20 protein-coding genes are annotated in these 20,789 nt (G+C 68.5%); 10 read left to right on the plus strand and 10 right to left on the minus strand.

The window, feature by feature from the left end; all coding sequences use genetic code 11:
• Positions 1-66: 66 nt before the first annotated feature.
• The 3 genes from pknB to IFR14_RS12075 all read left to right on the plus strand — a co-directional run bounded on the left by pknB (position 67) and on the right by IFR14_RS12075 (position 2,948).
• The gene (gene pknB / locus IFR14_RS12065) at positions 67-2,013 is read left to right on the plus strand and encodes a Stk1 family PASTA domain-containing Ser/Thr kinase (RefSeq protein WP_085510970.1); all 1,947 of its coding nucleotides are present in this window, start codon (positions 67-69) and stop codon (positions 2,011-2,013) included.
• A gap of 64 nt (positions 2,014-2,077) precedes the next feature.
• Positions 2,078-2,536, plus strand: coding sequence for a helix-turn-helix transcriptional regulator (locus tag IFR14_RS12070; RefSeq protein WP_137241613.1), 459 nt, complete (start codon positions 2,078-2,080; stop codon positions 2,534-2,536).
• A gap of 10 nt (positions 2,537-2,546) precedes the next feature.
• A complete protein-coding gene (locus IFR14_RS12075) occupies positions 2,547-2,948 on the plus strand; it encodes a VOC family protein (RefSeq protein WP_137241612.1) in 402 nt (133 codons plus the stop codon).
• A 60-nt stretch (positions 2,949-3,008) separates the two neighbouring features.
• On the opposite strand, the gene IFR14_RS12080 is transcribed toward IFR14_RS12075, so the two are convergent.
• From IFR14_RS12080 to IFR14_RS12090, 3 genes are all read right to left on the minus strand, one after another.
• Positions 3,009-4,355 carry a class II 3-deoxy-7-phosphoheptulonate synthase gene (locus IFR14_RS12080; RefSeq protein WP_056005400.1) on the minus strand — a complete coding sequence of 449 codons (1,347 nt, stop codon included), beginning with the start codon at positions 4,353-4,355 and terminating at the stop codon, positions 3,009-3,011.
• Positions 4,356-4,474: 119 nt separating this feature from the next.
• The gene (locus IFR14_RS12085; RefSeq protein ID WP_064297009.1) at positions 4,475-5,158 is read right to left on the minus strand and encodes a lysophospholipid acyltransferase family protein; all 684 of its coding nucleotides are present in this window, start codon (positions 5,156-5,158) and stop codon (positions 4,475-4,477) included.
• A gap of 26 nt (positions 5,159-5,184) precedes the next feature.
• Positions 5,185-6,138 (minus strand): ROK family glucokinase, encoded by a 954-nt coding sequence (locus IFR14_RS12090; RefSeq protein WP_079706022.1) that lies wholly within the window; start codon positions 6,136-6,138, stop codon positions 5,185-5,187.
• A 187-nt stretch (positions 6,139-6,325) separates the two neighbouring features.
• Here IFR14_RS12090 and IFR14_RS12095 point away from each other — a divergent pair, with 187 nt between their 5' ends.
• Positions 6,326-8,155, plus strand: coding sequence for an AMP-dependent synthetase/ligase (locus IFR14_RS12095; protein ID WP_124769407.1), 1,830 nt, complete (start codon positions 6,326-6,328; stop codon positions 8,153-8,155).
• 54 nt (positions 8,156-8,209) lie between these two features.
• Here the strand turns inward: IFR14_RS12095 and IFR14_RS12100 are convergent, their stop codons facing one another.
• Positions 8,210-8,701 carry a peptide deformylase gene (locus IFR14_RS12100; protein WP_064297012.1) on the minus strand — a complete coding sequence of 164 codons (492 nt, stop codon included), beginning with the start codon at positions 8,699-8,701 and terminating at the stop codon, positions 8,210-8,212.
• 89 nt (positions 8,702-8,790) lie between these two features.
• On the minus strand, positions 8,791-12,198 hold the full coding sequence (locus tag IFR14_RS12105; protein WP_191941139.1) for a pyruvate carboxylase: 3,408 nt from the start codon (positions 12,196-12,198) through the stop codon (positions 8,791-8,793).
• Positions 12,199-12,271: 73 nt separating this feature from the next.
• Between IFR14_RS12105 and IFR14_RS12110 the strand changes: the two genes are divergently transcribed.
• On the plus strand, positions 12,272-13,138 hold the full coding sequence (locus tag IFR14_RS12110; protein ID WP_079002579.1) for a ParA family protein: 867 nt from the start codon (positions 12,272-12,274) through the stop codon (positions 13,136-13,138).
• 213 nt (positions 13,139-13,351) lie between these two features.
• Here IFR14_RS12110 and IFR14_RS12115 read toward each other — a convergent pair whose 3' ends face one another.
• From IFR14_RS12115 to IFR14_RS12130, 4 genes are all read right to left on the minus strand, one after another.
• Positions 13,352-13,900 carry a MerR family transcriptional regulator gene (locus tag IFR14_RS12115; RefSeq protein ID WP_064297014.1) on the minus strand — a complete coding sequence of 183 codons (549 nt, stop codon included), beginning with the start codon at positions 13,898-13,900 and terminating at the stop codon, positions 13,352-13,354.
• A 202-nt stretch (positions 13,901-14,102) separates the two neighbouring features.
• The gene (gene ftsR, locus IFR14_RS12120; protein WP_079706024.1) at positions 14,103-14,807 is read right to left on the minus strand and encodes a transcriptional regulator FtsR; all 705 of its coding nucleotides are present in this window, start codon (positions 14,805-14,807) and stop codon (positions 14,103-14,105) included.
• Complete coding sequence (locus IFR14_RS21400; RefSeq protein WP_086473205.1) at positions 14,807-15,328, minus strand: FHA domain-containing protein; 522 nt, start codon at positions 15,326-15,328, stop codon at positions 14,807-14,809. The genes ftsR and IFR14_RS21400 overlap by 1 nt, the downstream gene beginning before the upstream one ends.
• Complete coding sequence (locus tag IFR14_RS12130; protein WP_191941140.1) at positions 15,321-16,019, minus strand: CDP-alcohol phosphatidyltransferase family protein; 699 nt, start codon at positions 16,017-16,019, stop codon at positions 15,321-15,323. Before IFR14_RS12130 ends, IFR14_RS21400 begins: the two co-directional genes overlap by 8 nt.
• Positions 16,020-16,057: 38 nt before the next feature.
• Between IFR14_RS12130 and IFR14_RS12135 the strand changes: the two genes are divergently transcribed.
• From IFR14_RS12135 to IFR14_RS12145, 3 genes are all read left to right on the plus strand, one after another.
• A complete protein-coding gene (locus tag IFR14_RS12135) occupies positions 16,058-16,429 on the plus strand; it encodes an RNA-binding S4 domain-containing protein (RefSeq protein WP_079706027.1) in 372 nt (123 codons plus the stop codon).
• A 97-nt stretch (positions 16,430-16,526) separates the two neighbouring features.
• A complete protein-coding gene (locus tag IFR14_RS12140) occupies positions 16,527-16,982 on the plus strand; it encodes a VanZ family protein (protein WP_124769411.1) in 456 nt (151 codons plus the stop codon).
• A 111-nt stretch (positions 16,983-17,093) separates the two neighbouring features.
• The gene (locus IFR14_RS12145) at positions 17,094-17,840 is read left to right on the plus strand and encodes a GTP pyrophosphokinase (protein ID WP_082916274.1); all 747 of its coding nucleotides are present in this window, start codon (positions 17,094-17,096) and stop codon (positions 17,838-17,840) included.
• On the opposite strand, the gene IFR14_RS12150 is transcribed toward IFR14_RS12145, so the two are convergent.
• Entirely contained in the window at positions 17,837-18,301 is a 465-nt protein-coding gene (locus tag IFR14_RS12150) for a GNAT family N-acetyltransferase (RefSeq protein ID WP_086473201.1), read from the minus strand. The two genes, IFR14_RS12145 and IFR14_RS12150, sit on opposite strands and share 4 nt — an antisense overlap.
• A gap of 150 nt (positions 18,302-18,451) precedes the next feature.
• Between IFR14_RS12150 and IFR14_RS12155 the strand changes: the two genes are divergently transcribed.
• Entirely contained in the window at positions 18,452-19,216 is a 765-nt protein-coding gene (locus IFR14_RS12155; protein ID WP_124769413.1) for a DUF1684 domain-containing protein, read from the plus strand.
• A 57-nt stretch (positions 19,217-19,273) separates the two neighbouring features.
• Entirely contained in the window at positions 19,274-20,767 is a 1,494-nt protein-coding gene (locus IFR14_RS12160) for an ABC transporter substrate-binding protein (protein WP_191941141.1), read from the plus strand.
• Positions 20,768-20,789: the final 22 nt, after the last annotated feature.

Here is a 20,789-nt window from a genome sequence, read left to right on the forward strand (position 1 = left end):
AGGCGCCTCGCCGCCCTCCCGGGGTGTTGACAGCTCTTCGCGCTCGACGTTCCATACACTCGACTGGTGAGTAGCAACCAGCAGACCGATCCGATGATCGGCCGTCTCCTCGACGGGAGATATCAGGTGCGCTCACGCATCGCCCGTGGCGGCATGGCGACGGTCTACCTCGCCACGGACCTCCGGCTGGAACGGCGCGTCGCGATCAAGGTCATGCACGGCCACCTCTCGGACGACACGACGTTCAAGAACCGCTTCATCCAGGAGGCGCGCTCCGCCGCGCGGCTCGCGAACCCGCACGTCGTCAGCGTGTTCGACCAGGGCCAGGACTCCGACATGGCGTACCTCGTCATGGAGCACCTGCCGGGGATCACCCTCCGCGACCTCATCCGCGACAACGGCACGCTGACCCCTCGGCAGGCCGCCGACATCCTCGACGCCGTACTGTCCGGACTCGCCGCCGCGCACCGCGCCGGCATCGTCCACCGCGACGTCAAGCCGGAGAACGTCCTCCTCGCTGACGACGGACGAATCAAGATCGGCGACTTCGGCCTCGCGAGAGCCGCGAGCGCGAACACGGCCACCGGCCAAGCGCTCCTCGGCACGATCGCCTACCTCTCCCCCGAACTCGTCACCCGTGGACAGGCCGACGCGCGGAGCGACATCTACGCGCTCGGGATCATGCTCTACGAGATGCTCACCGGCGAGCAGCCCTACAAGGGCGAGCAGCCGATGCAGATCGCCTACCAGCACGCCAACGAATCGGTCCCCGCACCGAGCGCCAAGAACCCCGCCGTCCCGAAGGAACTCGACGACCTCGTCTTCTGGGCCACCGAGCGCGAACCGGACGATCGTCCGTCGAACGCCGGCGAGATGCTCGAGCGCCTGCGGTCCATCGAGTCCAGTCTCGGGTTCACCTCGGTCGCCACCGGGGCGCAACCCACGATCGTCATGCCGGCCTCCTACTCGAGCGAGCACGCCGACGACGTCACCCAGGTCATCGGCCGCAACACCAAACCGCAGCAGGTCCCGGTGCGCGCCGACGCGACGGACGGTCCGGGCAAGCTCGCCACGAAGGCGCGCAAGCGCAGCCGCGTGGGCGTCGCGCTGTTCACGATCGTCCTCATGCTCGCCGCGCTCGCCGGTGGGACCGGATGGTACTTCGGCCAGGGCCCCGGCTCGCTCGTCGAGGTCCCGAACGTCGCCGACGGGAGTTTCGACCAGGCGTCCGCCAAACTCGTGGAGCTGGGCTTCGTGCCCGTCGAAGGCGCGACGTTCAGCCTCACCGTCCCGGCCGGCACGGTCGCCGGCAGCGATCCGCCGTCCGGGTCGAAGATCGACAAGGGCAGCTCCGTCACGGTCCTCGTCTCCCAGGGACCGCAGCCGGTGGACATCCCGGTCCTCGCCGGGCTCGCACAGTCCGACGCCGAACAGCAGTTGGACGCGCTCGGCGTCGCCGTCGGCACCGTGAACCAGCAGTTCGACCCGAGCATCGCGAAGGACATCGTGCTCGCGGCGACCGACGCGACCTCGGGAGCCGACTACAGCCAGGGCGGGCCGTCCTTTCAAGGCTCCACGGTGACGTTGCTCGTGTCGGCCGGACAGGTGCCCTCGGTCTCGGGGATGACACCGGACCAGGCGCGCGACGCCCTCGAATCCGTCGGGCTCGGCGTGGGCACCTCCGACGAGGCGTTCGACGACACGATCCCCGCGGGGCAGGTCATCGGCATCCAGGCCAAGACCGATGCGGACGGGAACGAGACGGCGTTCATCCCGGGCGACGACGTGACGTTGATCGTGTCCAAGGGCGTCGAGTTGGTCGCCGTCCCCGACACCACCGGCCAGACGATCAATCAAGCCATCAAAGCACTGCAGGACGCCGGATTCACCGTCGGCGACATCGCCGTGGCAGAGGCCTTCCGCGACATCTTCAAGGTGAAGAAGACCGATCCCCCGGCGGGCAAGTCCGTCAAGAAGGGCTCGACCGTCAACATCACCGACTTCGGTCTGTGACCCGGTCGGACGGCGCTCATCCGCTCGTCGGAACGAGCCGCCGCCGTCCTGCTACGCTCGCCGCATGAGCCCGGAGGACCTCGCCGAACTCGCCTGCCTCCGACGGGCGCGCGACCTGATCGACCGCGACTACGCCGAACCGCTCGACGTGCCGCTGATGGCATCGACGGCGCACATGTCGCCGTCGCATTTCGCGAGGCGGTTCCGTGCGGTCTACGGCGAGACGCCGTACGGCCACCTCATGACCCGTCGGATCGAACGGGCGATGGCGCTCCTCCGGGCGGGGAGCTCGGTGACGGACGCCGCTCTTGCCGTCGGGGCCACCTCGCTCGGATCGTTCAGCTCGGCCTTCACCGCCATCACGGGCGAGACGCCGAGCGCGTACCGTCGGCGCGAACATCATGCGGTCGACGCGATGCCGGACTGCGTCGCCAAGACGACCACGAGGCCTGCCCATCGCCGGGTGTCCGGTCCGAGTGGATCGAGCAGGATCGGAGAAGCGGGCCTCCAGCGCCCGGCGTAACGTCGTCGTCATGACGATCTCGCTCCAGTACTGCAACATCACGGTGAACGACGTGGACGAGGCCATCGCCTTCTACGCCGACGCACTCGGACTCGAGGTCCGGAACGACGTCGCCAACGGCGGCTTCCGGTGGGTGACGCTCGGCAGCGACGCGCAGCCCGGCCTCGACATCGTCGTCTCCGAACCGCACGCGGGTCGTTCGCAGGCTGACGGGGACGCGCTGCAGGCCCTCCTCACGAAGGGGGTGCTGCCGATGCTCGTCTTCCGAGCCGACGACCTCGACGCCACGTTCGAACGGGTCCGCGCGTCCGGCGCAGACGTGCTCCAGGAACCGAAGGAGATGGGCTGGGGCGCGCGCGACTGCGCGTTCCGCGACCCGTCGGGCAACCTGGTCAGGATCTCCCAGGCGTAGGTGTCGCGGACGACGAAGCGCCCATGCCGAACCCGGCATGGGCGCTTCGTCGTGTGAGACTTACTTCGCGGCGGCGAGCTCCTCCGCCACGAGGAAGGCGAGCTCCAGCGACTGCATGTGGTTGAGGCGAGGATCGCACAGCGACTCGTACCGCGTCGCCAGGGTGGCCTCGTCGATCTGCTCGGAGCCGCCCAGGCACTCGGTGACGTCGTCGCCGGTGAGCTCGACGTGGATGCCGCCGGGGTGCGTCCCTGCGGCGCGGTGGGCTTCGAAGAACCCCTTGACCTCGTCCACGACGTCGTCGAAGCGACGCGTCTTGTAGCCGGTGGGCGTCGTGAGTCCGTTGCCGTGCATCGGATCGGTGACCCAGAGCGGCGTCGCGTCGGCACCCTTGATCGCCTCGAGCAGCGGAGGCAGGGCGTCCCTGATCTTGCCCGCACCCATCCGCGTGATGAACGTCAGGCGCCCGGGCTCGCGCTCGGGGTCGAGCTTGTCGATGAGACGCAGCATGTCGTCGGCCGAGGTGGTGGGGCCGAGCTTCACGCCGATCGGGTTGCGCACGCGCGACAGGAAGTCCACGTGCGCGCCGTCGAGCTCACGGGTCCGCTCACCGATCCACACGAAGTGGGCCGAGGTGTTGTACGGCGTCCCGGTCCGCGAGTCGATCCGCGTCATCGGTCGCTCGTAGTCCATGAGCAGCGCCTCGTGGCTCGAGTAGAACTCCACACCGCGCAGCTGGTCGAAGTCGGCTCCGGCCGCCTCCATGAACTTGATCGCACGATCGATGTCGCGCGCCAGTCCCTCGTACCGGTGGTTCACCGGGTTGGCGGCGAACCCCTTGTTCCAGCTGTGGACCTCGCGGAGGTCGGCGAACCCGCCCTGGGTGAACGCCCGGATGAGGTTCAGCGTCGATGCGGAGGTGTGGTAACCCTTGACGAGCCGAGCGGGGTCGGCCGTGCGCGACTCCGGGGTGAAGTCGTAGCCGTTGACGATGTCGCCGCGGTAGGCGGGCAGGGTGACGTCGCCCCGCGTCTCGGAGTCGTTGGAGCGCGGCTTGGCGAACTGCCCGGCCATCCGGCCCATCTTGACGACCGGCATCGACGCACCGTACGTGAGCACGACGGCCATCTGCAGGACCGTCTTCACACGGTTGCGGATCTGCTCGGCCGTCGCACCGGCGAAGGTCTCCGCGCAGTCGCCGCCCTGGAGCAGGAATGCATTGCCGCTCGCCGCCCGGGCCAACCGGTCGCGCAGGATGTCGACCTCGCCGGCGAAGACGAGCGGAGGGAGCGTCGCGAGTTCGGCGGAGGCACGCGCCACCGCGGCCTGGTCCGGCCATGACGGCTGCTGCTTGATCGGCAGCTCACGCCAATAGTCCAGTCCGGCGATCACCGAGGGTTCGGCCATGACGACTGGTTCTGTAGCGTGGGACACGGATTTCCTGTTTCTCTTCGACCGGACGCGCTCCGGAGCCCGCCCGGAAGGGGGAACGGACCGCGATCGCGGCCCGGTTTTTCAGCTTAGCGTCACGCCGACGCGGCGCGCTCCTTGACGCTCGTGGCGTAGACGTCGCGATAGTCCTGGCCCGAGAGCTTGCGGAGCTCGACCATCAACTCGTCCGTGACGCTGCGGAGGATGAAGCGGTCCCCCTCCATACCCTCGAACCGCGAGAAGTCGAGCGGCTTGCCGATGACGATCCCGATCCGACGGATCCGGGGCAGCTTCGTGCCGATGGGCATGACCTTCTCGGTGTCGATCATCGCGACGGGGACGATGGGGACCCCGGCCTCGAGCACCATCCGCGCGACCCCGGTGCGGCCTCGGTACATCGTCCCGTCGGGACTGCGCGTGCCTTCCGGGTAGATCCCGAGCAGGTGACCGCCGCCGAGGACCGCGAGTCCGGTGTTGAGCGAGGCTTCGGAGGCCTTGCCTCCCGACCGGTCGATCGGGAGTTGCCCCGTGCCGAGCATGAAGGTCTTCGTGGCCCAGCCGCCGAAGCCCTTGCCGCGGAAGTACTCGCTCTTGGCCAGGAAGGAGATCCGCCGATCGACGCACAGCGGGAGGATCACCGAGTCGATGAAGGACAGGTGGTTGCTGGCGATGATCGCGCCGCCGTGCTCCGGGATGTTCTCGGCGCCGATCACCCACGGCCGGAAGATCGACTTCAGGATCGGGCCGGCGACCAGGTACTTCATGAACCAGTAGAACATCGTGCTCCTCCGTCTTGCCGTCGTCGTCAGCCGAGGACGAGGGCGCTCCTGGCGAGATCGCCGGCGCCGATGACACCGGCGTCGTTCACGAGCTGCGCGATGCTGAAGGACGGCTCCGGGTGGAACCCGCGCGCCGGGAGGTGCGTCAGGAACGCCTCACGAACGGGGTCCAGGAGGAGGTCGCCGGCCTGGGCGACGCCGCCGCCGATCACGAAGATGTTGGGGTCGAGGATGGCCGACATGCTCGCGAGGGCCTGCCCCAGCAGATCGGCGAGCTCGTTGAGGCACCGGAGGGCGCCGGGATCACCGGACTCGAGCAGGGCGGAGACGTGGTGTCCGTTCAGCAGCCCGCCGGCCGCCACCCGGGCTCGGGCGAGGGCGGCACCGTCGCCACCGGCGTCCGCTGCCTCGTTCGCGAGTCGGAGCAACGCGTTCCCCGAGCAGTACTGCTCGACGCAGCCACGCGCGCCGCAGCCGCAGGGCAGACCGTCCGGGATGAGGCGCATGTGTCCCAGTTCCGCACCGCTGCCGAAGCCACCGGTGAGGAGCCGGTCGTCGAGGACGATCGCTCCGCCGACACCCGTGCCGATCGTCACCATGACCATGCTGCGTTCCTCGCGCCCCGCACCGAACCGGAACTCGGCCCAACCCGCGGCGTTCGCGTCGTTCTCGATGGTCACGACCTTGTCGGGCAACCGCGCGGCCAGCCGGGCCTGCAGGGGTTCGTTCCGCCAGGCGATGTTCGGCGAGTAGTAGACGGTCGAGCGAGTGGCGTCGAAGAACCCGGGGGCGGCGACGCCGACGCTCGAGATGCTGCCGTCGTCCAAGGACCGGACCATGGCGACGACGTCGTCGATGATGGCGTCGGGATCGGAGGCCTGCGTCGGCGTGCGCCCGGCCGCGAGGATCCGGCCGTCGTCGTCGACGACCCCGCCCGCGATCTTCGTCCCGCCGATGTCGATGCCGATCGCGTTTGCCATAACGGTGCCGTCTCCCTGTCCTGATGTCGCCGATACCGGCAGCGGCGTGTGACCGACCGTCAGTAGAGTCGGTCGCCCGCGCGCCGCAGTCGAGTCTACTGAGCGTCTGCGCGCCACAGAAACCGCGCAAACACCCGTGCTCTAGGATGGAGCCACATCTTGCCGACCTGGTACCGAAGGAGTTGCCGTGGAACAGTTCGACGTCCCTGCAGTCGTCGCAGCAGACCCATCCGCCAATGCGACCGATCTGCTCGTGAAGCGCCTGGCTGCTGCGCCCGACGCCGCACTGTTCGCCGTTCCCCGCGGGTCGGAGTGGGTGGACGTGACCACCGCCGAGTTCCACGCCCAGGTCGTCGCCCTGGCGAAGGGGCTCGTCGCCGCGGGGATCGAACCCGGCGACAAGATCGGGCTCATGTGCAAGACCCGGTACGAGTGGACCCTCATCGACTTCGCCGTGTGGTTCGCCGGAGCACTCCTCGTCCCGATCTACGAGACCAGCTCGCCGAGCCAGGTGCAGTGGATCCTCAGCGACTCGGGAGCGACGAGCGTGCTGGTCGAGACGCCCGACCAGTTCGCCCGCTTCGACGAGGTGCACGGCGACCTCCCCGATGTGGCACGGGTCTGGCAGATCGACCTCGGAGACCTCGACAAGATCGCGGCCGCCGGCGTCGACGTCCCCGACGAGGAGATCGAACGCCGCCGCAACCTCGCGGTGGGTTCCGACATGGCGACCCTCATCTACACCTCCGGCTCGACCGGCCGGCCGAAGGGCTGCGTCCTCACCCACTCCAACTTCGTCGAATTGTCGCGGAACTCGGCCGTCGCACTCAAGGACGTCGTGTCCGCTCCCGGCGCCTCCACCCTCCTCTTCATCACGACGGCGCACATCTTCGCGCGCTTCATCGCCGTGCTGTGCGTGCACTCCGGCGTGAAGACAGGCCACCAGCCGGACACGAAGCAGCTGCTCCCCTCGCTCGGCACCTTCAAGCCGACGTTCCTCCTCGCGGTCCCCCGGGTCTTCGAGAAGGTCTACAACTCCTCCGAGCAGAAGGCCGAGGCCGGCGGCAAGGGCAAGATCTTCCGCGCAGCCGCCGAGACCGGGATCGCCTACTCGAAGGCCCTGGAGAGCGGTTCCGTGCCGTTCGGCCTGAAGATGAAGTTCCGGGTCCTCGACCGCCTCGTGCTGTCGAAGATCCGCACGGCCATGGGCGGCCGGGTGCGCTACGCGGTCTCCGGCAGCGCTCCACTCGGTCCGCGACTCGGCCACTTCTTCCACGCGCTCGGCATCGTGATCCTCGAGGGCTACGGCCTCACCGAGACCACCGCGCCTGCAACGGTCAACCTCGCCCAGAAGTCGAAGATCGGCACGGTCGGACCGGCACTCCCCGGCGTCTCGCTCCGCATCGCCGACGACGGCGAGGTCGAGGTGCGTGGGATCAACGTCTTCAAGGAGTACTGGCAGAACCCCGAGGCGACGGCGGAGGCCTTCGACGACGGCTGGTTCCGCACCGGCGACATCGGGTCCTTCGACGCCGACGGCTTCCTCACGATCACCGGGCGGAAGAAGGAGATCATCGTCACCGCCGGCGGGAAGAACGTCGCCCCGGCGGCGCTCGAGGACCCGATCCGCGCGACCCCGGTCGTCGGACAGGTCGTCGTCGTCGGCGATCAGAAGCCGTTCATCAGCGCCCTCATCACGCTCGACACCGAGATGCTGCCGTCATGGCTCGCCAACAACGGCCAGGACGCGTCGATGAGCGCCGCCGAGGCTGCTCGGAACCCCGCAGTGCTCGCCGCCGTCCAGCGCGCCATCGACGAGGCCAACACCAAGGTGTCCCGCGCGGAGTCGATCCGCAAGTTCGTCATCCTCGACGACGAGCTCACGGAGGCGAGCGGTCACCTCACGCCGAAGCTCAGCATCAAGCGGAACGTGATCCTCAAGGACTTCGCGGAGACGATCGAGGGCATGTACCTCGGAGCGGGTTCGCCCGAGACCCAGGGGATGTCCCTGAAGTAGCGCCTCGACGGGCTCGGCGGTCGGTCGACGACCGCCGGGCCCGTCGACCGGCGTCTAGAACCAGTCGCTCTCGCGGACCTGCTTCATCGCCTCGCGACGGTGCTCCTTCGACAATCGGTCGAGGTAGAGCATGCCGTCGAGGTGGTCGGTCTCGTGCTGCAGCGCCTGGGCGAGGAGTCCTTCACCCTCGACGACGAGCTCCTGCCCGTCGAGGTCGATGCCGACGGCACGCGCGTAGGGATGGCGCGGCGTCGGGAACCAGAGCCCGGGCACCGACAGGCAGCCCTCGCCGATCTCCTCGAGTTCACCGCGCACCTCGACGAGCTTCGGGTTGATGAGGTACCCGATGACGCCGTCGACGTTGTAGCTGAACACGCGGAGTCCGACGCCGATCTGCGTGGCGGCGACGCCGGCACGACCGGGGAGCTCCACGCTGTCCACGAGATCGCGGACGAGGCTGCGGATGTCGTCGTCGATCGTGACGACCTCGGCCGTCGGAGCCTTCAGGACCGGGTCACCGAAGTGTCTGATGGGTCGTGTCGTCACGGGTTGGATCCTTCCGGGCGGGACAGGTGTGGTGGACGCGGAGACCGGCCGCGTCGCCTCGAGGAGGGACGCGGCCGGTCTCGGGAGAGTCAGGCGCTCGGCTTCACGACGACGAGCAGGTCGCCCGCCTCGACCTGCTGGGTCGCCGGGATGGCGAGGCGCTCGACGATGCCGGCGACGGCGGTCGTGATCGCCGCCTCCATCTTCATGGCCTCGATCGAGGCGACCGGCTGGCCCGCCTCGACGCGGTCGCCGACGGCGACCTTGACGGTCACGACGCCGGAGAACGGCGCGGCCACCTGGCCGGGGACGGAGGTGTCGGCCTTCTCGGCAGCGCGGGAGTCGACCTCGATGCTGCGGTCGCGGACGAACACCGGTCGCAACTGACCGTTGAGGGTCGCCATGACGGTGCGCATGCCCTTCTCGTCGGCCGCACCGATCGCTTCGAGCCCGACGAACAGCCGGACGCCCTTGTCGATCTCGACGACGTGCTCCATGCCCGGCTCGAGGCCGTACAGGTAGTCGGCGGTGTCGACGACGGAGAGGTCGCCGTACAGGTCGCGCTGCTGCTCGAACTGCTTGGTCGGCGCCGGGAACAACAACCGGTTGAGGGTCGAGCGGCGCTCGGCGGACTCGCCGTCGAGTGCGGCCTGATCTTCAGCGGAGATCGGCGTGATCCCGATGTCGACCGAACGACCGGCGAGGACCTTCGAGCGGAACGGCTCTGGCCATCCGCCCGGGAGTTCCCCGAGTTCGCCCGCCATGAACCCCACGACGGAGTCCGGGACGTCGTACTTGTCGGGGTTGGCCTCGAAGTCGGCCGGGTCCGCCTTGACGGCGGCGAGGTGGAGCGCGAGGTCGCCGACGACCTTGCTCGACGGGGTCACCTTGGGCACCCGACCGAGGATCTTGTTGGAGGCCGCGTACATGTCCTCGATGAGCTCGAAGTGGTCTGCGAGTCCCAGGGCGATCGCCTGCTGGCGGAGGTTCGACAGCTGACCGCCCGGGATCTCGTGCGTGTACACGCGACCGGTCGGGCCCGCGAGTCCTGACTCGAACGGCCGGTACATCGCGCGGACGGCCTCCCAGTAGGGCTCGAGGTCGGCGATCCCCTGCAGGGAGATGCCGGTGTCGCGCTCCGTGTGGGCCAGCGCGGCGACCAGCGAGGACGCGGACGGCTGACTCGTCGTGCCGGCCATCGGCGCGCTCGCGACATCGACGGCGTCGGCGCCCGCGTTGCTCGCCGCGAGGAGGGTCGCCAACTGTCCACCAGGGGTGTCGTGCGTGTGCACGTGGACCGGCAGGTCGAACCGCTCGCGGAACGCCGCGACGAGCTTGGCCGCCGCGGACGGACGGAGGAGCCCCGCCATGTCCTTGATGGCGAGCACGTGGGCACCGGACTCGACGATCTTCTCGGCGAGACGGAGGTAGTAGTCGAGGGTGTAGAGGTTCTCGGCCGGGTTCAGCAGGTCACCGGTGTAGCAGACGGCGACCTCCGCGACGGTCGTCCCCGTCTCCAGGACCGCATCGATGGCGGGGCGCATCTGCGACACGTCGTTGAGGGCGTCGAAGATCCGGAAGATGTCGATCCCGGTGTCGGCGGCCTCCCGCACGAAGGCGTTCGTCACCTCCGTGGGATACGGCGTGTAGCCGACGGTGTTCCGGCCGCGCAGCAGCATCTGGATCGCGATGTTCGGCATCGCCTGCCGCAGCGAGGCCAGTCGCTCCCACGGCTCCTCACCGAGGAAGCGGAGGGCCACGTCGTACGTCGCGCCACCCCAGGCCTCGACGGACAGCAGTTCGGGGGTGAGCCGGGAGACGAACGGTGCGACCGCCAGGAGGTCCTTCGTCCGGACGCGCGTGGCCAAGAGCGACTGGTGGGCGTCGCGGAAGGTGGTCTCGGTCACGGCGAGGGCGGTCTGAGCGCGGAGGGCGTCAGCGAAGCCCTTCGGGCCGAGCTCGAGCAGTCGCTGACGCGAGCCGGCCGGGGCGTCGGTGGTGATGTCGATCGCGGGCAGCTTGTCGCCCGGGTCCGCGCCGGACGGACGCGACCCGTTGGGCTGGTTGACCGTGACGTCGGCGAGCCAGTTGACGATCTTCGTCCCGCGGTCCTTCGAGACGTGCCCGCGCAGGAGCTGCGGACGCTCGTCGATGAAGGAGGTGCTGAGGTCGCCGGCCACGAACGAGGCGTCCTCGAGGACCGCCTGCAGGAAGGGGATGTTCGTGGAGACGCCGCGGATGCGGAACTCGGCGAGGGCGCGCTTGGCTCGCGTGACGGCCGCCTCGAAGGTGCGCCCACGGCAGGTGAGCTTCGCGAGCATCGAGTCGAAGTGGGGACTGATCTGTGCACCGGAGGCGACCGTGCCGCCGTCGAGTCGGATGCCGCCGCCGCCCGGAGAGCGGTAGGTCGTGATCTTCCCGGTGTCTGGACGGAAGCCAGCCGTGGGGTCCTCGGTGGTGATGCGGCACTGGAGCGCGAAGCCGCGGAGGTGCAGGGACTCCTGCGTGAGGCCGAGGTCGCCGAGCGACTCGCCGGCGGCGATGCGCATCTGCGACTGGACGAGGTCGACGTCGGTGACCTCCTCGGTCACGGTGTGCTCGACCTGGATACGCGGGTTCATCTCGATGAACACGTGCTGTCCGGCCCGCTCCCCCGCGGTGTCGAGGAGGAACTCGACCGTCCCGGCGTTGACGTAGCCGATCGACTTGGCGAACGCGATGGCATCGCGGTACATGGCCTGACGAGTGTCCTCGTCGAGGTTCGGGGCCGGCGCGATCTCGACGACCTTCTGGTGCCGGCGCTGCACCGAGCAGTCGCGCTCGAAGAGGTGGATGGTCTCGCCGTCGGCGCTCGCCAGGATCTGGACCTCGATGTGCCGGGGGCGGACGACGGCCTGCTCGAGGAACATCGTCGGGTCGCCGAAGGCGCTGTCCGCCTCACGCATGGCGGCCTCGAGGGCGCCGCGGAGGTCCTCGGCGTTGTCGACGCGGCGCATGCCTCGTCCACCACCACCGGCGACCGCCTTCGCGAAGATCGGGAACCCGATGTCGGCGGCACCGGCGAGCAACTCTTCGATGTCGCGGCTGGCCGGCGTGGACTTCAGGACCGGGACCCCGGCCGCTATGGCGTGCTCCTTCGCGGTCACCTTGTTGCCGGCCATCTCCAGGACGGAGGACGGCGGACCGATGAAGGTGATGCCGGCGGCTCGAGCGGCCTCGGCCAGTTCCGGATTCTCGGAGAGGAAGCCGTACCCGGGGTAGATCGCGTCGGCGCCCGACTCCTTCGCGACGCGGATGATCTCCGAGACGTCGAGGTAGGCGCGCACCGGATGACCCTCCGTGCCGATCTGGTAAGCCTCATCGGCCTTCAGCCGATGCATCGAGTTGCGGTCCTCATAGGGGAACACCGCAACCGTCTTCGCCCCCAGCTCGTACGCGGCACGGAACGCCCGGATGGCGATCTCTCCGCGATTGGCGACAAGAATCTTCCTGAACATGGAACCCTTCCCACAACAGCCAACTCAGCAAACGTTGAGATTCCCTAGCCTAGTCACGGTAACGTTGAGCCTTGTGCATGTACTCAGCGTTAGCTCCCTGAAGGGGGGCGTCGGCAAGACCACCGTCACCCTTGGCCTGGCTTCCGCCGCGTTCTCGAAGGACATCCGCACGCTGGTCGTGGATCTCGACCCCCAATCCGACGTCTCGACCGGCATGGCCGTCGACGTCGCAGGGCACCTCACGGTGACGGACGTGCTGACCTCGCCGAAGAAGAAGATCGTCGAGCAGGCGATCGTGGCGAGCGGCTGGACGAAGATCCACCCGGGCAAGATGGACGTCATGATCGGCAGCCCGTCTGCGATCAACTTCGACGGCCCGCACCCCAGCATCCGCGACATCTGGCGCCTGGAAGAGGCACTCGCGCACGTCGAGGAGGAGTACGACCTCGTCCTCATCGACAGCGCCCCCTCGCTCAACGCGCTCACCCGCACCGCCTGGGCGGCGAGCGATCGCGTCGCCGTCGTCACGGAGCCGGGCCTGTTCTCGGTCTCCGCAGCCGACCGCGCCCTCCGCGCCGTCGAGGAGATCCGTCGTGGGCTGAGCCCCCGGCTGCAGCCGCTCGGCATCATCGTCAACCGGGTGCGTCCGCAGTCGATGGAGCACCAGTTCCGCATCAAGGAACTGCGCGACATGTTCGGTCCCCTCATCCTCAACCCGCAGCTGCTGGAGCGCACGTCACTCCAGCAGGCTCAGGGTGCCGCCAAGCCCGTCCACGTGTGGCCGGGTGACACGGCGCAGGAGATGGCGAAGAACTTCGACTCGCTCCTCGACCGCGTGCTGCGCACGGGCCGCGTCGGCGAGTACGCCGACGGCGCTCCCCCGGAGCCGGCTGCCGTCACGAGTCCCGCTGCCGTCGAGGCACCCTCCACCGACAGCTGAGGTCGCGGCGAGACCGTTCGGTCGGCTCACGGACCAGGCGCTCGCTCGGGTCGCCCTTCGACAGGCTCAGGGACCGGCAGGCGCGCTCATGGACCGGCCGGAGCTCCAGGACCGGCAGGAGCACCCAGTACCCCGGGATGCGCGCTCAGGGAATGTGTGGCGCGCGTCGGTGAGCCCTTCGACAGACTCAGGGACCGGCGCCTTCGGCTCGGGTCAGGCGCTGCGAGCGGAGCGACGTGCTGCGAGCTCGTCCATGGGGTCGGCCGACTGTGCGTCGAACTCGATGAGCGTGGACTCCACCTCGCGCAGCACCTTGCCGACGGCGATGCCGAAGACGCCCTGTCCGCGGCTGACGAGGTCGATGACCTCGTCGTTCGAGGTGCAGAGGTAGACACTGGCGCCGTCGCTCATGAGCGTGGTCTGGGCGAGGTCGACGATGCCCGCTTCGCGGAGCTGGTCGACTGCCGTGCGGATCTGCTGCAGGGAGATGCCCGTGTCGAGCAGGCGCTTGACGAGCTTGAGGACGAGGATGTCGCGGAAGCCGTAGAGACGCTGCGTTCCGGATCCGGATGCACCGCGGACGGTGGGCTCGACCAGACCCGTCCGGGCCCAGTAGTCGAGCTGGCGGTAGCTGATGCCGGCTGCACGGGCGGCGACCGCTCCGCGGTAGCCCTGGCCCTCTTCGAGTTCTGGAAGCCCGTCGGTGAACAGCAGCCCGAGGTCACCGTACCGTGACGCCCCGTCGCGACTGAGTTCACTCATGTCTGCTTCTCCTCGATGTTCGCTGCACGGTCGGTACGGTCTCGACGGGGGCGTCGAGCCGGCTTGACCACTCCCACCACGCTACCGATCCGCCCCGGTCAACGCTGCGACATCCGTTCGAAACGGACGGCGTGTCGTGACGAGTGATCGAACTGTGACCTGGCCGTGATGGATGAGGGCAGTCTACGCCCTGGGAGGTCGATCAGGAGGATTGGTGTCGCTCGAGTGCCGAGCGGACGAGGTTCGACCGCACACCCTCGAGCTGTGCGGCGATCTCCAGCGCCCGGTCGGCGGTACGTGCCCGGCCGGCGGCGTCGTTCCGCTTGGCGACGGCGCTCAACGCGCTCTCGATGAGCCCGACCTCGCGCTCGATCGAGGCGCGGAACCCGCGGAGGTGCCGTGGTTCGATGCCGGAGCGCTGCAGCTCCACGAGGATCCGCAGGAGGGACGCGACGTCCTCGCCGTAGTTCTCGGCGGGCAGGATCAGCGACGCGCTCACGGCGTCGTTGAAGAGCATCGGGGTGGCGCCGGCTTCGCGGATCAGCTCGTTCCGCGAGAATCTGCGGACCCCGGGGTGGATCGACGGCGCGCCGACGGCTTGCCCACTGCCAGGGAACAGCGGCGACCGTCCCGCGTCGACCTCGACGAGGTAGGTGCGGATGACCTTGAGGGGGAAGTAGTGATCTCGCTGCATCGACAGGATCAGCCGCAGGCGTTCGAGGTCATCGCTCGAGAACTTCCGGTACCCCGACTTCGTCCGTGCCGGGGACACCAGCCCCTGCTCCTCGAGGAACCGGAGCTTCGAATTGCTCAGCTCGGGGAACTCCGGAGTGAGGCGTGCGAGGACCTGCCCGATGCTCAGCAGCGGAGCACCGTCGCTTCGCGCGTTCGCGCTGGCTGCCGCCACTAGCTTCCCAGCTGGGAGGCGAGGTCGATCCGCGACGCGTAGAAGGTGAGGCGGAACTTGCCGATCTGCACCTCGGCGGCGTCGCGCAGGATCGCCTTGTCGATGCGGACACCGTCGAAGTACGTGCCGTTCAGGGAGTTGAGATCGCGGATCTCGAACGCGGTCCCGTGACGGTGGAACTCGGTGTGCCGACGCGACACCGTGACGTCGTCGAGGAAGATGTCGGCCTCGGGGTGACGTCCGACGGTGGTGACGTCGGCGTCGAGGAGGAACCGCGCACCGGCGTTCGGACCACGACGGACGATCAGCAGCGCTGAACCGGACGGCAGGGCCGCGATCGCCTCGTGCTCCTCAGCGGTGACGTCGGAGTCGATCGCCGCGAGGGCCGCTCCGAGGTCTTCACCGAAGGTGAGTGTCGTGTCGACTTCCCGATCGCCCGAGCCGCTCGTCGGGGCACCGTCATCGACAGCTCCCGGCGTGTACGCCCCGGTCGCGGGATACTTCTCATCGTGCTCAGCCACCGTCGACCTCCTCTCCGTCAAGCGTATCCGATGTGGCGTCACTGTCGAGCCGCCCGGTCGAGGGTGATCCGTCGGATCGGGCCCGTTCCCGCTGCTTCGAACGGGCATCCCCCGAGATGCGCACGGTCTGCAGCAGGTAGAGGATGCCGGCCCACCAGTAGAGCGTCGCTCCGGCGATCACCGACACCCAACCGAGCGGCGTCGCGATCATCGCGACGGCTGGGAACGCCTGACCGAGCATGAGGACCGGGAGCCCGATGAACAGGAGTGCCGTGCCCCACTTCCCCACGCGGATGACCGGGAGCACGCCCGTACCGGACCGGTGCAGGACGACGGCGAGCCCGACGAGCAGCAGGTCGCGGGCGAAGACGACGATGAGCAACCACCACGGGATGAGTCCGCGGGCCGCGAGACCGATCAACGCTGCGAGGATGTAGAGGCGATCGGCGGCCGGATCGAGTTGTCGACCGAGCTTCGTAATCTGGTCGAACCGTCGCGCGATCCACCCGTCGAGGAGGTCGGTGACGCCCGAGAACGCGAGCGTCGCGAGAGCCAACAGGTCCTGCCCCTGCACGAGGAGGATCAGGAAGACCGGGACGAGGAGGATCCGGAAGACGCTGAGCGCATTGGGGAGGGTGACGACGCGGTCTTCACCGGTCCGTCGAACCCCGCGCCCCGCCCCGTCAGTCACGGGTCGAGTCTACCGATGGGCTGCTCTACCATCGGAGGATGGACAGCCCGTCGAGCGTGCGCGTCGACGCATGGATCTGGGCGGTGCGGCTGACGAAGACCCGCTCGGCCGGCGCGACCGCCTGCCGAGCCGGCCACGTCCGGGTCAACGGCGAGCGGGCGAAGCCGGCACAGGCCGTCAGGATCGGCGACGAGGTCCGACTCCGCGTGGCGGGCTTCGACCGGGTCGTGGAGGTCCGACGCCTCATCGCGAAACGGGTCGGGGCGGACGTCGCGGCGGAATGTCTCATCGACCGCTCTCCCCCGCTGCCGACGCCGGCGGAACGGCAGGTCGTGGCCGTCCGAGACCGGGGCGCCGGTCGACCGACGAAGCGTGAACGACGCGACATCGAGCGGTTGCGAGGGCGCTGACGCGCTGCTGACGACCCGACCGGCCTCATCGGCGACGCATCGTCCCCGTCCAGGGAACACTCAAGCGCCGCCAAGGTGGCTCGGGCATGCTGGGCCGATGTTCCGCCGCCATCCCGTGCTCAGCACCCTCACCGTGGTATACCTCGCGCTCGTGGCGGCCATCACCCTCGGCCCACGGCCCTTCGACGGCCGGACCGAGTCCCTCGTGTACCGACTCGTCGACCTCCTCGCCCGGTGGGAGTCGACGGCGTGGGTCACTTACGAGCGCCTCGAATTCGGAGCGAACATCGCCATGTTCGTCCCGATCGGCGTCTTCTTCCTGCTCCTGCTCGGACGGCGGCGCTGGTGGCTCGCCATCCTCGTCGCAGCCACGCTGACGGTCGGCATCGAGGCCGCGCAACTCGCGATCCCCGGACGCGTGAGCGATCCCCGCGACCTCCTCGCGAACACGTCCGGGGCCGTCGCCGGGGTCGTCCTCGGTCTGATGCTGACCGCCGGGCGCGCCCGCCGGCTCCAGGCCTCGTCACGTCGCCGCGCGGCCCTGCAGCACTGAACTGCTCGCGACGGTCCTGATTCACAGGAGGCTGAGAGGCGTTCCAAGGCCGCTTCAGTAGAGTGCGAGCGGGCCGTCGGCCCGTCGGAGACAGAGCTGGAGCGCACGCCCATGACCGGACCAACGTCGTCGGACAACCTCGAGGAGCTGAAGCGCCTCAAGGACGAGTTCACGCGGTTCATGATGCTGTACAAGTTCGGCATCGACGAGATCACCACGAAGCTCAACATCCTCAAGGAGGAGTTCACGCAGATCCACGACTACAACCCGATCGAGCACATCAGCTCGCGGTTGAAGTCGCCGGAGAGCATCATCGGCAAGATCGAGCGCAAGCAGTACGGGCAGGACATCGACGACATCCGCGAACACATCACGGACATCGCGGGCATCCGCGTCACCTGCAGCTTCATCTCCGACACGTACAAGGTGTTCGAACTCCTGACGAGCCAGCAGGACATCACCGTGGTGAAGGTCAAGGACTACATCGCGAACCCGAAGCCGAACGGGTACCAGAGCCTCCACGTGATCGTCGAGGTTCCGGTGTTCATGTCCGACGGCGTCGTGCAGGTGCCCGTCGAGATCCAGTTCCGGACGATCGCCATGGACTTCTGGGCGAGCCTCGAACACAAGATCTACTACAAGTACGACAAGGCCGTGCCGGACAGCCTGCTCGCCGAGCTCAAGCACGCCGCCGAGGCTGCCTCCAGGCTCGACGCGAAGATGGAGCACCTCCACGGTGAGGTCCTCGCGCTCGACCGGGCGACGACCTCGCGGACCACCGCCGACGGGCACCCGAAGCCTCCGTCACTCGCCGACCGGGTCATGACCGAGCTGATCGACGGGCTGGACCCGCGTTAGAGCGCCTTGCGCATCTGCACGGCCATCGTCTCGTAGCCGAGCGACTCGTACAGGCCGCGCGCGATCCGGTTGAATCCGAAGACGTTCAGCCCGAGCGTCTTCGCGCCCTGCTCCTTGGCCGCCGTCTCGGCGAGCTGCATGGCCTGCCGGCCGAGCCCACGCCCGCGGAACGACTCGTCGATCTCCACGTCCCAGACCCACCACTCGTCCGGGTGGCTCGTGCTCCGCGGTCCGATCCAGAGCACGCCGACCGCGGCTTCGTCGAGGACCACCTCGAAGACGAGGTGTCCGACCTGGAGTCGGCCGGCCGGGAACGTCTCGGCGAGGGACTGTGCAGCCTTCGCCGTCGCCTCTGCCTCGGTCTCCCCCGCCTCGATGCGTTCGAGGCGGTACTGCGCGTTCGCGGCGAGCATCCACCCCCGCAGTCGATCGGCGGGCATGCGGACGAGCGTGGCGTTCATGAGGACATCCTCCCAGAACGTCGCGACCCCGTCGCTCGCCGTCCTGCGCCGGGTCGTCGCCGGGCTCGGGAATAGTTCCCGCCCGAAACGAGCTGGACTCCGAAGGACACACGATTGGGATCCGCCCGTCGTCATCCGGAGAATCGAGACATGCCGATCCACACCGCCCCGCAGCCGAACGCGATCGCCGAGCACGACGCCTGGCGCGACGACCGTCGAGCCGCCGTGACCGCGCCACTCGGCAACCTCGCCCTCGTCGAGACGCGGTGGCTCGCGGAGGAGACGCCGGCCACCGTCGATGCAGCCGCAGCCGCCATCGCCGCCGAGCAGCCGAGCGGCGTGACGGTGACGACGCTCCGCCGCACCCACCTCGACACGGGCCAGGACGAGGTCGGCATCCGCCGATGGGACGCGAACGCACCCGCCATCCGCGCGTTCGACGGCATCGAGGTCTTCCCGTACGACGCCGCGTGGGTCCAGACGGCGCGGTTCACGCCGGTCGACGGCTCGCGGACCGTGCCGTTCGAGCACATCCGAGACAACGGAGGATCACGGGAGCTCGTCGTCCCCGGCGACATCGCGTTCACTCGGGACGGCGTCGAGTACACGATGAGCGCCTTCGACGACGGCGGCACGCTCCTCCTCGTGTTCGGCGACGCGACGAACGGCCGAGATGACGAGTCGGGCACCTACGGCGCCGGCCGGTTCCTGTTCGTGCAGCGGACCGACGACGGAGGCTTCGGCACGGCGGGCGAGGTCGTCCTCGACTTCAACCGCGCGTTCGTGCCGCCCTGCGGCTTCTCCGTGCAGTACAACTGTCCGATGCCGCCGCCGCAGAACCGGTTCGCCGGAGACGTCCTCGCCGGAGAACGGATCGTCCGGTTCCGCGAGGGCTTCGACCTCTACGCCGTCTGACCCCCAGCACCCCACAGCCTGCACCAGCATCATCACCCCCACACCACAGGAGTATCCGTGAAGAGAACCATCGGGCTCGTCGCCCTGTCCGTCGCCGCCGCCGTCGCCCTCGCCGGCTGCGCCGGTGGTGGTGGCAGTTCGGCGACGGGCGACGACGCGACCATCGCCGTCGGCTCGCTCTACGAGCCGCAGAACCTCAGCAACACCGGCGGCGGCGGCCAAGGCGTCACGGAGGCCTTCACCGGCAACGTGTACGAGGGCCTGTACCGCCTCACGGACGACGGCGAGGTCGAACCGGTGCTCGCCGCCGACAGCACGGTGAGCGACGACGGCCTGACGTACACCTTCACCCTCAAGGACGGCGTCACCTTCCACTCCGGCGACCCGCTCACCTCGGCGGACGTGAAGTCGAGCATCGAAGCCGTGACCGCCGAGGACTCGCAGTCGGCACGGAAGAGCAGCTTCGCGGTGATCTCCGGCATCGCGACCCCCGACGACAAGACCGTCGTCATCACCCTCTCCGAGCGCTCCATCTCCTTCATCTACAACCTGAGCTACGTCTGGATCGTCAACGACGCGGCGAAGGACCTCAAGACCACCGAGGACGGCACGGGTCCGTACACGCTCGGCGACTGGAAGCGCGGCAGCACCCTGAGCCTCGAGCGCTGGGACGACTATTGGGGTGAGCCCGCCAAGAACGCGGAGGTGGTCTTCACCTACTTCACCGACGCGACCGCGCTCAGCAATGCGCTCGTCACGAAGCAGATCGACATCATCACGAGCGTGCAGAGCCCCGACCAGCTGAGCCAGTTCACCGACAACGCGGACTACGTCGTCTCCGACGGCGACTCCACGACGAAGGAGCTGCTCGCCTTCAACGACCGGGTCGCCCCGTTCGACCAGGCGCTCGTCCGCAAGGCCGTGTACTCCGCGATCGACACCAAGAAGCTGCTCTCGTCGATCTGGGGCGACTACGGCACGCTCATCGGGTCGATGGTCCCGCCGACGGACCCCTGGTACGAGGACCTCACGCAGGTGAACCCGTACGACCCCGAGCTCGCCAAGCAGCAGCTCGCGGAAGCGGGCTTCGCCGACGGCTTCACCTTCACCCTCGACACCCCGAGCTACGACCCGCACCCGGCCGTCGCCGAGTTCCTCCAGAGTGAACTCGCGAAGGTAGGCATCACGGTCGAGATCAACACGATCAGCGCGGACGAGTGGTACTCGAAGGTGTTCAAGGAACGCGACTTCCAGGCGACACTCCAGGAGCACGTGAACGACCGCGACGTCGTCTGGTACGGCAACCCGGACTTCTACTGGGGCTACGACAACCCCGAGGTGACCCAGTGGGTGTCGGAGGCCGAGCAGGCGACGACCACCGAGGAGCAGACGGCGAAGCTGAAGCTCGTCAACGAGCAGATCGCCGAGGACGCGGCGAGCGTGTGGCTCTACCTCTACCCGCAGATCGTCGTCGCCGCGAGCGACGTCTCGGGGTACGGCGTCAACGGCCTGAACTCGCAGTTCTTCGTGGCGGACATCGTCCGCAAGTAGTCGTCGCCCGGGCCGACCGGCA

Source organism: Plantibacter sp. CFBP 8775, assembly GCF_014839505.1.
In the GTDB taxonomy this organism is placed as follows: domain Bacteria; phylum Actinomycetota; class Actinomycetes; order Actinomycetales; family Microbacteriaceae; genus Plantibacter; species Plantibacter auratus.